The following is a 15,107-nucleotide window of genomic DNA, read 5'->3' on the forward strand; positions in this document are numbered from 1 at the left end:
TTTATAACATCTTTTTCTCCCAAAATTTATGGTTAGGCTGAGCTAAAGTCATGCAATGAATATTGCCACCACTTAGAGACCACTCTTTTGTCGGGAGACCAATTACTTTTCTGTCCGGCATAATTTCTTGATACTTTTTAATAGCCTCTTGATCCCGAGGATCATTAAATTGTGGAACTAAAAATGCGCTATTAATAAAACATCCATTAATATAAGTTACAGCTAATGGCTGATTTGATTCACGAGGTGCGGCATCCGCGACTACATCAAAGCCTCTATTTTCTTCTTCTGTAATATAAATAATTTCCGGTATGTATATTTTATGAATCTCAAATTTCCTACCTCTTGCATCTGTTTCCTTACTTAAAGTATCATAAGCCTCTTTGAATACTGAATACTGCGGATGATTTTCATCATCAACCCATGAAAGAGCAATAACCCCTGGTCTGACAAAAAAACAAATGTCGTCAATGTGACCATCAGTTTCATCGTATAACATACCTCTTTTAATCCAAATGACTTTATCCAAACCAAGGTATTCTTTGCAATTTCTTTCTATTTCCTCTTTGGACATATCACCATTTCGGTTTGGATTCAGATTACATTGTTCTGTCAAAATAATAGTGCCTTCTCCATCTACTTGCGTAGCACCGCCCTCAAGAATAAAATGCCTTGCATCATATGAATCTATATTTTCAAGTTCAAATAGTTTTTGTGCAAATTGTTTATCTAAGTCCCAAGGAAAGTAAAGTCCCTCATTTAAACCTCCATATGCATTAAAACCAAACTGAACTCCTCTTAATTCATCCTCATCGTTAATAACATAAAAAGCTCCTTTATCTTGAGCCCATGCCTCGTTTGTTGACATTTCAATAACACGAACTTTTTCTGACAATCTTACTCTTGCATTTTCATACTGCGCCGCAGAGCAGATGACCGTCATTTCCTCATACTCAGCAATTGTATTTGCAACAATAACACAAACTTCCTGTGCAGGTTTGCCTCCATCTCTGAAAGCAAAACCTTTTTCCGGCCATATGATAATTGACCCCTTATGCGGTTCAAATTCCCCCGGAATTCTAAAACCATCTTTTTTAGGTGTGGTGTTTTTAATTACTCTTGCCATTTTGACTTTCCCCTTTTCATTTTAATAATAAGATATCTGACCTCACGAATTTAGAACGGCTTCTGTCTCATTAAAAGTTATAGTGTAGGTGCTGAGTCAGACGCTATCCCCCCTCCCTTAAATTCAATTTTTCGAAAACCGGACGACCGGTCTGTAATTATTTTAATGCATAACTTAATTAGGAGTCAATTGTTTTTTGAAATTTTAGAAAATTATAAGTAATATAAATAGTTATAGAACAAGTTTATAAATAAAATATGGATAAGATACTTCTTTACCTCCGAGTCCTTGTAATTGGAAGAAGAGGAATGGAAGAAACCAAAGACTAAAATGAAGAAACTTATTGGACTAGGTGTTCAGAAACAACGGGTATATGAATGGGGAATTTATCGAAGGTTATATTGGAGAATAGCCAGAAGTCCAATTCTACAAAAAAACCTCACAAACTCCTATTGGGAGTCGTGAGGGTTAAAAAGACTTTATGCAAGATAATCATAACTACGTCAGACCAGGGGGTTTTTTAGCTTTTAATTTGTATCTTTATTAACCCTAATGCCCTCTAAAAAAATATTTATACCTTGTTCAAAATACTTTACTAATTCCTCTTTATCTTCCCATCGAAGTGATAACTTTGCAAAAAGTCCTTCTAACATTGAGATATAAATCCAGGTTAATGCTTTTGCATCGGATATTTGGATTTGGTTCTTGTTAACAGCTTCTGTAAAAATAGCGTGTATTAATTCATCATCTTTAGAATAGCATCTATTCAGTCTTTCACGATAATGTTCTCCAACTTCGCCCCAATATGACTCCGGTATCAATTTAAAAACCGGGATATCAATTTGAGAATAAAACATTTCCCCATATTTTTTAAGTTTTTCAATAGGATCAGAAATTGTTGATAAAGTAGACTGGATACTATTAAGCCATGGTTCATACTCTTCTTCAATCATTTGAACAAACATTTCTTCTTTACTCTTAAAATGCCAGTATATACCACCCTTGCTTATACCAGAGCATTTGACAATATCACTAATGGACGTGTTTACATAACCATCCTTAATAAAGCATTCAAGGGCAGCTTTAAGAATTATCTGCCGTGTCTTCATATTCTTTTTCATTTTTCCCTCTAATTTATTTTATATTTAATAAATCTGCTTCTACTATCTAGACTACCATAAATTTTTGCAAATTACCGAAAAAATTATTAACTTTATATTAGAATCAATTCCATAATTGCCTGTTGTGAATTACCCGCCACTTATCGGTCTTACGGTCTAATTGAAGTGGGGGCTTTTTTTGCGTAGTAGCCACTTTTGACTAAGTTGAGTTTGCTTGCGTTTTGTTGGTAGAACCCTCTGCCCATCAAGCTAAGGAAACAGATTTCCCCCAAAAACGATAAAAAATGAACTTCATCACTATAAAAATATCACTAATGTTGCATTAACAAAACCTAATTATAAAAATACTCAAAATCTTCAATAATTTCAATTTGTGCAAAGAAAAAGTCCTTTATAATGGATAGAGTCAGGTGGTAACCCGTCCAAATCCACTAAAAAGGACCAATCTCATGGACAAGATTACACCAAAAACTTCATTTGGACAATGGTTTTCACCGATAAATCTTCAATTATTTGAAGAAAACGTGAAAACCATGAAATTAGATCATTATACGAAAAAACTTACGACGGATTCATTTTTAAAATTATTGCTTTATTCGCAGCTGTCACGACGACTCAATACGATCAATCCAGAGATCTTTCAACAGTTATTTCTAGATTTAGTCGTTCAAATTCATCGGAAAACGAACCACTCAAAAATTACGATGCCTTTAAAAATCATTGATTCGAGCACATTACCACTCAATTTAACGAATCACAAATGCGCCTAAAAAAATCAGCGATATACTTTTCAACAAACTATTCTCTTGAGATTGAATACCGCATAACGACGCTCCAAGCATTACTCTAGAGGGGCTAGCCATAGTTGAATGGGAAGAACTTGCATTTTGAGCGAATGTAACTAAATCTATTGACAGTCCAACTTGTCCGGCAGTTTGAATTTGTAGCATAATAAACATGGTATTGGAACCCGTGTTACTTCCTTAACCAATTAGTAAGGCCAATGACATTGGGGCTTTTCCCCCTTCTCAGTCATTGGCTCAAAAATTATTCAGCAATTAAATTTTATGCAAAAAACTTTACAAAAAAATTAGAAAAACCTCATTTACTTATGGTACGGTTCCCCCCGATTAATTCTAAATGCTCTATATATCTGCTCTAATAGTATTAGCCGCATAAGTTGATGTGGAAAGGTCATTTTGGAGAAGGAGAGTTGGTCGTTGGATCGGTTGAGGATGGCTTGGCTTAGTCCGAGGGATCCACCGATGATAAAAGCGATTTTCGATTTTCCGTATGTAGCAAGCTGATCTATGTTTTTGGCGAGTTGTTCTGATGTTTGCTGCTTTCCCTCAATCGCAAGTGCAATGACATGGGCATCCGGGTTTATTTTTGTGAGGATCCGTTCTCCCTCTGCATTTTTCACCTGCTCCATTTCAATTTCACTTAATTGTTCTGGGGCTTTTTCATCTGGAACTTCGATAATTTCGACCTTCGCATACGCTCCGAGCCGTTTTTGGTATTCCGCTATTCCTTGCTTTAAATACTTTTCTTTTAGCTTTCCGACGGTAATAATTTGTATATTCACAGGTTGTCCACCTCTATAAACACGTTATCCACAAAAGTTATCCACATATACACATTTTCTATCCACATCCGGTATAGGAACATTAGTTTGACACCATATATATGGCGGGTTTTTCGCAATATTCACAGGTTGTGGACATCTGTTCGTTTTCTGTGAGTTTCTTCATTTCTGGTGCCGTTTCGTATTCATCTACAATGACATCAAGAGCCAATTCGATATGCTCTTTACAGCAAGGGATCATAGCTTTCACGTCCTCAAAAAAGTTCTTCTACTTACTAGTTTAGCACATTCTTTCATTTCGATAGACCTACTGTTGATAACTTGTGTACAAATGCATTCCTGCTATTACATTCAGTTGGTTTTAGGAGTTTGCAGCTTCTTTTCCTCCAAAAAGAAAAGGAGAGTGGCTATCACTCCCCTGGTCCTTTCGCTTCACCTAATGTCATGGTAACTGTTTTCTTTTCTTGTTCACGGTAAATTGTTACTTCCATCTTATCGCCAATTTCTTTCTCTTTATATAAATGTTTACGGAGTTCCGCTGGTGATGCAACCTTCTTTCCATCAAGTTCGACGATGACGTCGAATTCCTGTAGTCCCGCTTTACCTGCTGGGGACATTGGATCGACCTGATAGAGTACAACACCTTCGTTGACATCACTCGGTATTTTCAACGTTTGTTCACGATGGTAGTTCGATACTTGCATGAGTGGGACGATTTGAACACCCATATACGCACGCTTTACCTCACCAAATTCTTCAAGGTCAGCAATAATTGGTTGGGCAATATCTGACGGGATCGCAAAACCGATACCCTCAACTGCCTGTTGTGCAATTTTCATCGAGTTGATTCCAATTACTTGGCCTTTAATATTGATTAAAGCGCCACCACTGTTACCTGGATTAATCGCAGCATCAGTTTGGATAACCTCAGTTTGCCAGTCAGGCTGCTTATCTCCATTCAGATCGACAGGGACTGTTCGATCTGCCGCACTAATAATCCCTTTTGTAACTGTGCCTGGGAAATTACCTAGTGGGTTACCGATGGCAATCGCCGGTTCACCTGGTTTCAGTCCACTTGAACTTCCGAATTCAGCAACCGCATTTACTTTATCACCTTTTACCCGTAAAACTGCTAAGTCCATGATTGGATCAGATCCAAGTAGTTCCGCTTTAAGCTGGGTTCCATTTGACAAGGAAATCTCCACTTGGCTTGCATTTTCAACAACGTGATGGTTTGTTACAATGTATGCATAATCGCCTTCTTTTTTATAAATGACTCCCGAACCTACACCTGCAGACTGTCCTTGTTCAAACAAACTGGATTTCTGGATGTTGACTACTTCGACCACAGCATCCTGTGCCTTTTCCACTGCGTCGGTTATTGCTGTATTAACATCGACGTTAACAGTCTCATTTACAGTCTCCCCTGTATTCGTTTCCCCGCTCGTTGCTTCTTTATTGTTCGAAGGTAGATCACCGGAAAACAACCCTATGTCTGTTGCAAAAACAACGATCAGTGCCCCGAGCACCAATCCGGTAATTCCCATTAAAAAACTGCGGGCTCGATTCCCCTTATTCGGCTTGTTACTCCGGTAATTATCATCATAGTAACCCATGTATCTCATCATCCCTTTCACTTATAATTGTTATTCCCATTATAAGAAAAAATATCGTCTACCACCTAATTTTGGGTGAATTTTGACATTTGTCTGCCACTTAATACATTTCCCATTTCGGGGGTTACTAAACCTACTATTAATTTATACCGTGATAAGATCCGTCGGAACTTCAGCATCTGTATCATACAGACTCAGCTTTTCACCAATTTGGAAGCCGCGGTTTTCTAATGTTTGCTGGACAGACATACGGGCAAGATCTTTCATATTGTTGTCTTTACTTAGATGAGCAAGGTATACACGTCGTGTTTGGTCTCCAATAATCTCTGCAAGAGCTTCCCCTGCATCTTCATTTGATACATGTCCCTGGTCTCCAAGAATCCTCCGTTTGGTATTCCATGGATATTTACCCATCATGAGCATGTCAATATCATGGTTTGACTCGAAGATCAGCATGTCCGAATCACGAATGGTCCCTTTAATACGGTCACTCACATAACCCATATCCGTTGCCAGAGTCAGCTTCTTTCCTTGACTGTGAAAAACATAAAACTGCGGAGAGACTGCGTCATGTGAGACACGAAACGATTCCACTTCAAGATCTTCAAATGTTTGAATAGTCTCGGATTCAAAATGAAACTTTAAGTCGGTCGGGATCTTTCCAATCTGGTTTTCCATAGCAAACCATGTCTTTGCATTGGCATAGATCGGTAGGTTGAATCTTCTCGAGAGTATCCCAAGTCCTTTAATATGATCACTATGCTCGTGCGTAACAAGGATTCCGTCGAGCTGCTTCGGGTCACGATTGATTTTCTTAAAAAGTGCTTCGATTTTCTTGCCGCTTAAACCGACATCGACGAGCAATCGCTTCTTTCCAGTTTCTACATAGCAAGCATTTCCCGTGCTTCCACTTGCAAGTACACTAAATTTCACGTCATTCCACTTCACTTTCTTCGGTTGGTTCCAGGTTGATAACAGTTGAGTTAGTCGCATCCACGATAAATTCCTCTTCCTCAGTAACAATGTGCCAGCTTGGAACAAATACCTTTACCTGAAACTGTTCCTCATCTGTAATCAACGTAAAATAAACGAGCTCTATGTTCTTCACTTTCGTTCCTGGTGGAATATTGGTCACAAGCAATGCAGCCTTCGCCTTAATTAATTTCTGTTTATCTCCTTGATCTTCAAGGGTCATATACGTCTGGCGATAGCTCGTAATTTCCCCCTTTTCATTCGTTGCAATTTCTATTAATCCGGTCAAATTTTCTTCTGTAATATACTCATTGAAATATATCGGTACTTCTTTATGCTCTTGGCGAAAGATATATAAACCCCGATCTTTGTCATGCTTCCAATATTGATAGTCCTCGCTCATCGGCACATATTCCTCAAGAAAGATTTGAAGCTGCCCCTTAAGTTCATCTTCACTTTTATGTGAAAGGTCGTCATATGGATCTTTTAAGGTTGCATTGATGATGGTGCCTGACGTTACTTTAACTTCTTGGTTGGAATTTTCCTTTTGAAATTGTGCATTGATCTCTTTTTCTGTAAATACCTTACTCTTTCCTTTTACTAAGGCGAGCTGCTCTTTTACGACAGGGGGCTTCTTGTCATATTGAATCTCATCGAGTCGTTTTGCGGATTGGGTATTATTTTGCAGTTCATCAAAACCCGGATTTACTTTTTCATAAACCTCAATTCCGAGATAAATATTAAGTATGAGGAAGGTAAAAATGAAGATGGTCTTTATATTATTCCAGTCCATTCCATTACCTCCCTTTATTCTCAAATAATTCATTATCATCAAAATTAATTTTCTTCCATGCCGTACCAACTTTATAATACCACGCTGGAATTAGTTCAACGGTGCGGTTATCGTTTATATCAACATAATAACCGATTGTAATATCCTTCACGTTTATCTCATTTCCAGATAATTGTCTAAGGGTACGAACGACCTCTGCACCATTTTCCAGCTTCACTGTAGTCGGTTCAAGCTGCAACGGCTTATCCAGCACAAGTAAAGAACGCTTGTATCGATAGAGCTCCTGATTTGAATATTCTAATTCAATTAGTGACAGTGCATCGTCCATAAGCGGGAAGCCGTTTAAGGTTAATCGATATTGAATTTCCTTATAATTCTTATACCCCTCATAATTGCTGTTGGCGTCTGAAAATTCATACAATTGAAACTGATCCGTCCATCCTGTATGACTGTTTATAAAATTCATACCTTGTACAGTGACATGTTCCTCTAATGCATCACTCTGATTCGTCTTAATAGAAGGACTAGTATAAACGAATATTTCTCTGTCTTTGTAATACTGCATGAATGACTTCGTTCCTACAAATTTGGATTCGTCAATTTTCACATGCTGTGGCAACAAAAGCTTTACAAACGGCTCAATACCCAAATCATCTATACGGTAATTAAGACTTTGTAACGTAATACCTCTCTTGGGTAAATAAAACGCTTTACCGTTAAGCTCAAAACGATCTAGTTCCTCTACCTGTAGATCACTCCGGTATTCATCATCAATATTCGTTAAGTGATTCGCATCCGTAATTTGAAACTCATAAACAAACTTGGAGTTCTCATTTTCTGCTGGTATGAATCGAACCATCCAATCTTTTCCCTTCTTGTAGATATATAGGGTTTTGATTCCACCTGGTTCCGCCGAAAACGGGTTCTCCTTTGAAAATTCGAATACCTTCTGAAGGGCTGGGGCAGGAACAGCTGTCGGAAAAATTACTTCGAATCCTTCTGACAATTCATCTACTTCATCAATTGGAAGCGGATCTCCGGCAACAAGTGTGGCCTTTTGTAACCGCTCATAAACCCCTTCAGTCTGCTTGCCTACTCCCATGGACGGTGACCAGTAATGCTTCTTATTTTGATGCAAAATAACCTTCATTGGTTGAATAACATCCTGTACCGTCGTTTTCACACCTTGCTCAATTTTTGAATCAATCGTTCCATCCGGGAGCTCTTGTAAATTTGGAGTGTAGGTCCATAAATTCCACGTTAAGAAAATACTTAATCCAATTAGTAAAGTAAGAAGTACGGTTTTGACCGGCTCAATATTCTTCCAAATCGCTGAGTAGAACCTGGCAATCTTATGTTTTATGTTATTCCAGCTCATTCCATAGACCCCCTGGTATCATCCGTTGGAAGCTTAACATGAACGGTCGTCCCTTTTCCATACTCACTTTCAGCCCAGATCCTTCCACCGTGAGCTTTCACAACCTCTTTAGCAATTGCAAGTCCAAGGCCTGTTCCTCCAATTTCACGTGATCGGGCTTTATCTACTCGGTAAAAACGTTCAAATATTTTCGTTAGATTTTGTTTCGGTATCCCCATACCTTCATCCTTCACACTAATGTGAACGTGGTTTTTTGTTTTCTCCAAAACAAAAGTCACTTTTCCTCCATCAGGTGAATATTTCAAGGCATTGGAAATAATGTTATCAAGCACTTGAATAATTTTGTCCCGATCCACGCGAACAGGTAATGGTTCATTTGAGATATGCTTTTCAAATCTTATGTTGTCTTTCTTTGACATTTGAAATCGATCTATAACTAGAAGCATTAAATCCGTAAAATTAATTTGTTGCAGATCGAGATTGTAGTCCTTATTATCCATTTTCGAAAGCTGCAATAAGTCTGTTACTAGACGAATCATTCGCTCTGTTTCTGCCTGTGTTACATTTAGAAAACGGGGAGCCAGCTGTTCATCCTTCCATGCTCCTTCCTCTAATGCTTCTAAATAACTCCTCATTGTTGTAAGCGGAGTACGAAGTTCATGGGAAACATTAAACACAAACTCTCTTCGGTCCTTTTCGATCTGTTCCTGCTCAGTAACATCGTGAAGAACTGTAATAATCCCGTTTACAGGTCCATCGTCCTTTTGGATGACAGAAAAACTCGCTCTTAATATAAACGGAACTTGATGGGAACTGTAATCAAGTATAAGGGAATCGGGTGACTCCTCAAGCTTTTCTATGGAAAACCCTTCTTCAATACCGAGTACCTCAGGAAGGTACCGACCCATTGTTTCATGTCTCGAGTACTCAAGCATCTCTTCTGCACGATCATTCATAAGGATAATGTAGCCATCACGGTCAGTAGCAATAACACCATCTGTCATATAGGAAAGTACCGATCGCAATTTCGTTCGTTCACTTTCGGTAATGACATTTGCCTCCTGCAGCTTTTTCGTTAAATCATTAAAAGAAGCGGCGAGCTGCCCTATTTCATCCTTGTCGTATACACGTACCTTTCGGGAAAAATCCCCACGGGCCATAACTTGTGCTTGCTTCTGCATATCTGCAAGGGGACGGGTGATCGTTCGGGCGAGAATAACGCCTAAAAATCCCGATATTGCCAGGGCAATAATTGTCGCATTTGCAAGAATTCCGTTGAGACTTTGCGACATTTCATAGATATTCTCGATTGGAGTTTCGACATAAATTGCACCAAGGACCGGCCCTTCCTGTCCAACACGAATTGGTTTTGCCAGCACATAGGTCCGAATATCTCCACTTAAATAGATACCGCTATTCTGTTGGCCTAACAGTGCTTGTGTTATTATAATCCGTGAAGTTTTCTGGTTTACTTGACTCTCCTCATTCGAAGCAATAATTTGTTGTTCACTATTTACAATTTGGATTTTATCATTTCCATCAAAGGAAAAGTCATCAATAAGATTATTAATGTTCTGTTGTGTTTTTTCCTCTTCTTCACTGTTTTGGAGTTCTTCTTCAAGGCTTGTTTCAATAAAATCAACGTTTCTGTCGACTTGGTCCGTGAAGTTTTTCTTCAACAGCTCCTCTTGCTTCTCCATAAAAAGAACGCCAATGACCTGCATGGCGATAATGATGAGTAAGATATAGACTAAAACAAATTTAAAATGAATAGATCGAAAAAACGTTACAATTTTCATTTACTTACACTACTCCTGATCTGGGTTTCTCAGGTAATAACCTACTCCACGACGGGTAATGATCCAAGCAGGATGACTAGGATTATCCTCCACTTTTTCTCGTAGACGTCTTACCGTTACATCCACCGTACGGACGTCACCAAAGTAATCATAACCCCATACCGTCTGCAGCAAGTGCTCACGTGTCATAACTTGTCCAATATGTTTGCCCATATAATGAAGCAATTCAAATTCACGGTGTGTCAGTTCAATCGTTTCACCACGTTTGGTTACTAGGTATGCCTCAGGATGAATCGTCAGTGAACCTATCTTAATTTCACTTGTACCTTCAAGACCATCCTTGTCACCTTCGTTTTGATGACGTCTCATGTTCGCCTTCACACGTGCAAGCAATTCACGAGTACTGAACGGCTTTGTTACATAATCGTCCGCTCCGAGCTCGAGTCCAAGAACTTTATCAATTTCTGAATCCTTGGCTGTCAGCATGATGATCGGCATATCATATTTCTTTCGGATCTCACGGCAAACTTCCATACCATCCTTTTGTGGAAGCATGATATCAAGCAGGATCATATCAGGCTGTTCTTCTTCCGCCCTCTCGATAGCGGTCGTTCCGTCATACGCGCAAATAACCTGAAAGCCCTCTTTTTCCAAATTAAACTGTAAAATATCAGCAATTGGTTTTTCATCATCAACGACTAAAATCTTCTTATTATCCATAAACGTGGTCTCCTTTTCGCGAAAGTAAACACCATTTCATATTCATTAAATTACATTATCTATTGTTTCATAGTTTTCACTTATTTTACCACACTCAGGCAGGATGAGGAAATTTCATAGTAATTACTTAAGAAAAGCGTAAGTTTAGGTGTGAATCATTACCCTTTATATAATAAAATCCCTGGCAATACAAATCTGCCAGGGGTATTTACGTGGATCAATTAATATAATTGAGTGGGTCTTTTCGGCTTCCGTTTTTATAAACTTCAAAGTGCAAGTGAACACCAGTGGAGTTTCCTGTTGACCCCATAACACCGATCTTTTGTCCGCGTTGTACGGTATCTCCAGCTGAAACACTAATCGATGCAAGGTGCGCATAAATCGTCTTGAATCCATTATTATGGTCAATGACAATCTTGTTCCCATATCCACCGTCATTAAAGCCTGCAGAAACGACTGTCCCATTATCAGCAGCTAGAATAGAACGGTTGCTTGGTCCTGCAAAATCAATACCTTTATGCATACTGCCCCATCTCATCCCCATCTTACTGGAAATATGGCCACCAGCTACGGGTCTGTGAAACGAACCAGTTCCATGAGATGGGATGATCTTTGTACCTTTAATTGTAATTTCTGTTACTGGCTCTGATAGGATTTCTTCTGAAAGCTTCTTTTCTTCAGTTACTTTGCCGTTCACTTTCGTTACAGAGTAAAGCACTTCCTTGGAACCTTCTTCTCCATCTTGCTCTGTCTCTGTTTCACCTTTAGGCATTGAACTGTCTTCTTTTACCTCAGTTTTATATGGAATCGTTTCTTCACGCTGAACCTTTCCTTCTACAATAACCTTCGCAAAGGGTTCATAAGCAGTTACATTAAGCGTTTTTCCTGGTTTAATGTAGTCATTCTTTTTCAAATTCGGATTAAGTTCATATAATTCGTCAATGCTGAGGTCATATTGTTCGGCGATCTCTTCTTTCGTTTCGCCATCCTTGATTTCATACTTTTTTTCCTCTAAGGTCCCTTTATTAAATAAGGAAATTGCTTCCTTCACAGACATCAGTTCGTCAGGTGTTACTTTAGCTGGTTCAATTTTTACCGGTTCGCTAAAAGAAACATTAAGAATCTTATTAGAATCATCCGTCTTTTCATTTTCAGAATCGGATTCCATTTCTACCTTTTTTGTTTGTGCGTTATCCGCAATCGCAGGTTTCACTCCAGCTTTTGGAACCGTTTCTTTTTCATTTTTCTCTTCTTCAGCCTGCAATCGATTGAGTGTTTGTTCGTCTACATACTCAAGCTTGAGCTCTCGAAGTACCTTTTTTGCTTCTTTTTCATTTTTAAAATAACCAAGTGTTTCCCCGTCTACTGAAATTTCCATAGCTTGTACACCAATCGTAAGCATGCTTGTAAGCTTCTTTTTCATTTCCCCACGGTCAATTTCAGGACGGAAAATTCTTTCAGGAACGTACTCAATATCCTCATTAATCGTCAACTGTACATCCTTGAAACGATCTTCCGCGTCTTTAATAATTTCTTCTTTCATTTGTTCGACAACCCTTTTGTCATGGACAACCCCAAGCTCTTGTCCATCAACGTACACATGGTAGACTGTCTTGATTAGTGCAAATTTATCATCCGCTGCAAATGCGCTTGTATTGAATCCTACTAGACTCAATGCGACTAGTAATGTACTTAATAAAGTTATATTTCGCACCTTGGCCATTTGTGATGTCTGGTGCTTATCAATCCCCATCCCCAAAATTCATAAACCTCCTACTATGTACCTTTTTATCTATTTATTTCTATACATGACTTTTTATCTATGTCTCATCATCGTTTAAAACCATACCATATGCCCAGAAAGTTCGACAATAAAATACATTGTTTTGTAATGAAACTGTATCATTGTTGTAAAAAGGGTACCAATTTTGTTGAACTAGAGGTAGTTAATGGAACATTATTGGGGGAAATTGGTGAATATTTTAGTAATGAGGTTTTTGATCGGGTTAGTTTGATTACTCGCTAGTTGTTGAATGATAGTCAAAAATAAAGAAAACTTGGCTAGAGCCAAGCCTTAGCGCAGGTGATCGCCGTAGTTGCGCTTATACTATAGAAAGTATTTTTATACTTTCTTAACGTGCAAAAAAGCATGAGTTATTCATGCTTTATGTTATAAGGATATGGTGGCTCGAGACGGAATCGAACCGCCGACACGAGGATTTTCAGTCCTCTGCTCTACCGACTGAGCTATCGAGCCTTAATTAGAAGTATTCAGTTGTGTTCGTCGGTTTCCCTGTCCCTTTCTCTACAAGCTTTTCCTATCGTTGCTGGCTGCGTCGGGACAACTCGCTGACCTTTCGGCGATGTATCGCTCGTGACTGAGCTATCGAGCCTTAATATAGAAGTATTCAGTTGTTCGTCGGTTTCCCTGTCCCTTTCTCTACTCAACTATCCTATCGTTGCTAGCTGTGTCGGGACAACTCGCTGACCTTTCGGCGATGTATCGCTCGTGACTGAGCTATCGAGCCTTAGTATAGAGTACTGAGTTGTTTGCCTATAAATCTACCATTGAAATTAAATGGCGGACCCGACCGGATTTGAACCGGCGATCTCCTGCGTGACAGGCAGGCATGTTAACCCCTACACCACGGGTCCAACTTAGAAAATGGTGAGCCATGAAGGACTCGAACCTTCGACCCTCTGATTAAAAGTCAGATGCTCTACCAACTGAGCTAATGGCTCTCGTTTATGGATGATGATTACTCACCTCTATGTCCCTTCCTCTACATGCACATGCTTTGCAGCAGGCTGTGTCGGGACAACTCACAGATCTTTCATGGTGTATCGTTCGTTGCTCTACCAACTGAGCTAATGGCTCTCGTTTATGGATGATGATTATTCACCTCCAACTCTGACCTTTCCTCTTCCAGCCACTCATTGCAGTATGCTGTGTCAGGACAATTCAACGATTATTCATGATGTAATGTTCATAGCTAAAGGCTCATGTATTGATGCTGATTACTCACCTTATGTAGGTCGTCCTCTTGACCGACAAAATAAATAGTATCATGTTATTTCTTAAAATACAATAATCAATCAAGTATTTTTTTAAAAAAACGGCTGAGGTTAATTGTAAAATGAAGTGCAACACATATAAATAGAAAAACCATAGTGAGACCGTGTATCATTAATGTCGACGAAAACAATTAACTCACGGAGGTCACACTATGGCTCAAACTCATTCTAGCACAAAGGCTCGCTCCTTTAAACATCTTAGCGATTCCGAGAGAGGGGAAATCTCTGCCTATCTAAAATTAGGTCTCTCTCTTCGTGAGATTGCGAAAAGAACAAATCGCGATGTAAGTACCATCTCTCGAGAACGCAAACGGGGTTCCGTTACACAGCTTGATACNAAGGCTCGCTCCTTTAAACATCTTAGCGATTCCGAGAGAGGGGAAATCTCTGCCTATCTAAAATTAGGTCTCTCTCTTCGTGAGATTGCGAAAAGAACAAATCGCGATGTAAGTACCATCTCTCGAGAACGCAAACGGGGTTCCGTTACACAGCTTGATACCAATCGAAAGCCAAGTATAAACTATTTCTCTGATACCGGCGCCCGTGTCTACAAAGAAAATCGTCAGCACTGTGGAGCTCAATCTATCGTCATGAAAGCATGGGAATTCCTTCAGTTCGCAGGGAAGAAAATTTTAGAAGATAAATGGTCACCAGACGCGATCGTTGGTTATGCGAAAAGAGCCACTACATTCAACAACACTTATATCCCGTCCACTAAAACGATTTATAATTTGATCGATCAAGGGAAGCTGTCTGTCAGAAACCTAGATCTTGCCATGAAAATGCGCCGATCCACTAAAAAGAAACCCTCTCGTAAAAACAAGCGTATTCTAGGGCAGAGCATTGAAGAACGATGTGACTCCGTTGAGTCCAGAGAAGAATTTGGACACTGGGAAATTGATACGGTTATTGGAAAGAAATC

12 protein-coding genes, 3 tRNA genes and 2 pseudogenes are annotated in these 15,107 nt (G+C 39.1%); 2 read left to right on the forward strand and 15 right to left on the reverse strand.

What is annotated here, in order from left to right:
- Position 1: 1 nt before the first annotated feature.
- Entirely contained in the window at positions 2–1,126 is a 1,125-nt protein-coding gene (aguA, locus tag NON16_RS05790) for an agmatine deiminase (RefSeq protein WP_257347654.1), read from the reverse strand.
- A 527-nt stretch (positions 1,127–1,653) separates the two neighbouring features.
- On the reverse strand, positions 1,654–2,247 hold the full coding sequence (locus NON16_RS05795) for a TetR/AcrR family transcriptional regulator (protein WP_257347655.1): 594 nt from the start codon (positions 2,245–2,247) through the stop codon (positions 1,654–1,656).
- A 449-nt stretch (positions 2,248–2,696) separates the two neighbouring features.
- On the opposite strand from NON16_RS05795, the pseudogene NON16_RS05800 reads away from it, so the two are divergent.
- A pseudogene (locus NON16_RS05800) lies at positions 2,697–3,014 on the forward strand (DUF4372 domain-containing protein); the annotation flags it as partial.
- Here NON16_RS05800 and NON16_RS25580 read toward each other — a convergent pair.
- The 13 genes and pseudogenes from NON16_RS25580 to NON16_RS05860 all read right to left on the reverse strand — a co-directional run.
- Positions 2,994–3,218, reverse strand: a pseudogene (locus NON16_RS25580) (L-lactate permease); the annotation flags it as partial. The pseudogenes NON16_RS05800 and NON16_RS25580 sit on opposite strands and share 21 nt — an antisense overlap.
- 134 nt (positions 3,219–3,352) lie before the next feature.
- A complete protein-coding gene (gene rlmH / locus NON16_RS05805; RefSeq protein WP_257347656.1) occupies positions 3,353–3,832 on the reverse strand; it encodes a 23S rRNA (pseudouridine(1915)-N(3))-methyltransferase RlmH in 480 nt (159 codons plus the stop codon).
- A gap of 82 nt (positions 3,833–3,914) precedes the next feature.
- Positions 3,915–4,073, reverse strand: a complete 159-nt coding sequence (locus tag NON16_RS05810; RefSeq protein ID WP_257347657.1) for a CxxH/CxxC protein — start codon at positions 4,071–4,073, stop codon at positions 3,915–3,917.
- 169 nt (positions 4,074–4,242) lie between these two features.
- Positions 4,243–5,448, reverse strand: a complete 1,206-nt coding sequence (locus tag NON16_RS05815) for a S1C family serine protease (RefSeq protein ID WP_257347658.1) — start codon at positions 5,446–5,448, stop codon at positions 4,243–4,245.
- A 144-nt stretch (positions 5,449–5,592) separates the two neighbouring features.
- Positions 5,593–6,441 (reverse strand): MBL fold metallo-hydrolase, encoded by an 849-nt coding sequence (locus tag NON16_RS05820; protein ID WP_257347659.1) that lies wholly within the window; start codon positions 6,439–6,441, stop codon positions 5,593–5,595.
- On the reverse strand, positions 6,383–7,213 hold the full coding sequence (locus tag NON16_RS05825) for a two-component system regulatory protein YycI (protein WP_257347660.1): 831 nt from the start codon (positions 7,211–7,213) through the stop codon (positions 6,383–6,385). The genes NON16_RS05820 and NON16_RS05825 overlap by 59 nt, the downstream gene beginning before the upstream one ends.
- A 4-nt stretch (positions 7,214–7,217) precedes the next feature.
- Complete coding sequence (locus NON16_RS05830; protein ID WP_257347662.1) at positions 7,218–8,591, reverse strand: YycH family regulatory protein; 1,374 nt, start codon at positions 8,589–8,591, stop codon at positions 7,218–7,220.
- A complete protein-coding gene (walK, locus tag NON16_RS05835) occupies positions 8,588–10,390 on the reverse strand; it encodes a cell wall metabolism sensor histidine kinase WalK (RefSeq protein WP_257347663.1) in 1,803 nt (600 codons plus the stop codon). The genes NON16_RS05830 and walK overlap by 4 nt, the downstream gene beginning before the upstream one ends.
- A 9-nt stretch (positions 10,391–10,399) precedes the next feature.
- Positions 10,400–11,110 (reverse strand): response regulator YycF, encoded by a 711-nt coding sequence (gene yycF / locus NON16_RS05840; RefSeq protein WP_257347664.1) that lies wholly within the window; start codon positions 11,108–11,110, stop codon positions 10,400–10,402.
- Positions 11,111–11,327: 217 nt separating this feature from the next.
- Complete coding sequence (locus NON16_RS05845; RefSeq protein ID WP_257347682.1) at positions 11,328–12,863, reverse strand: peptidoglycan DD-metalloendopeptidase family protein; 1,536 nt, start codon at positions 12,861–12,863, stop codon at positions 11,328–11,330.
- 428 nt (positions 12,864–13,291) lie between these two features.
- A tRNA-Phe gene (locus NON16_RS05850) sits at positions 13,292–13,367 on the reverse strand.
- Between the two features lie 322 nt (positions 13,368–13,689).
- A tRNA-Asp gene (locus NON16_RS05855) sits at positions 13,690–13,765 on the reverse strand.
- Positions 13,766–13,776: 11 nt separating this feature from the next.
- Positions 13,777–13,852, reverse strand: a tRNA-Lys gene (locus NON16_RS05860).
- Between the two features lie 485 nt (positions 13,853–14,337).
- On the opposite strand from NON16_RS05860, the gene NON16_RS05865 reads away from it, so the two are divergent.
- A partial coding sequence (locus tag NON16_RS05865; RefSeq protein WP_257347665.1) for an IS30 family transposase occupies positions 14,338–15,107 on the forward strand: 770 nt, incomplete at its 3' end.

Source organism: Pseudalkalibacillus decolorationis (genome assembly GCF_024609785.1).
Classification (GTDB): domain Bacteria; phylum Bacillota; class Bacilli; order Bacillales; family Fictibacillaceae; genus Pseudalkalibacillus; species Pseudalkalibacillus decolorationis.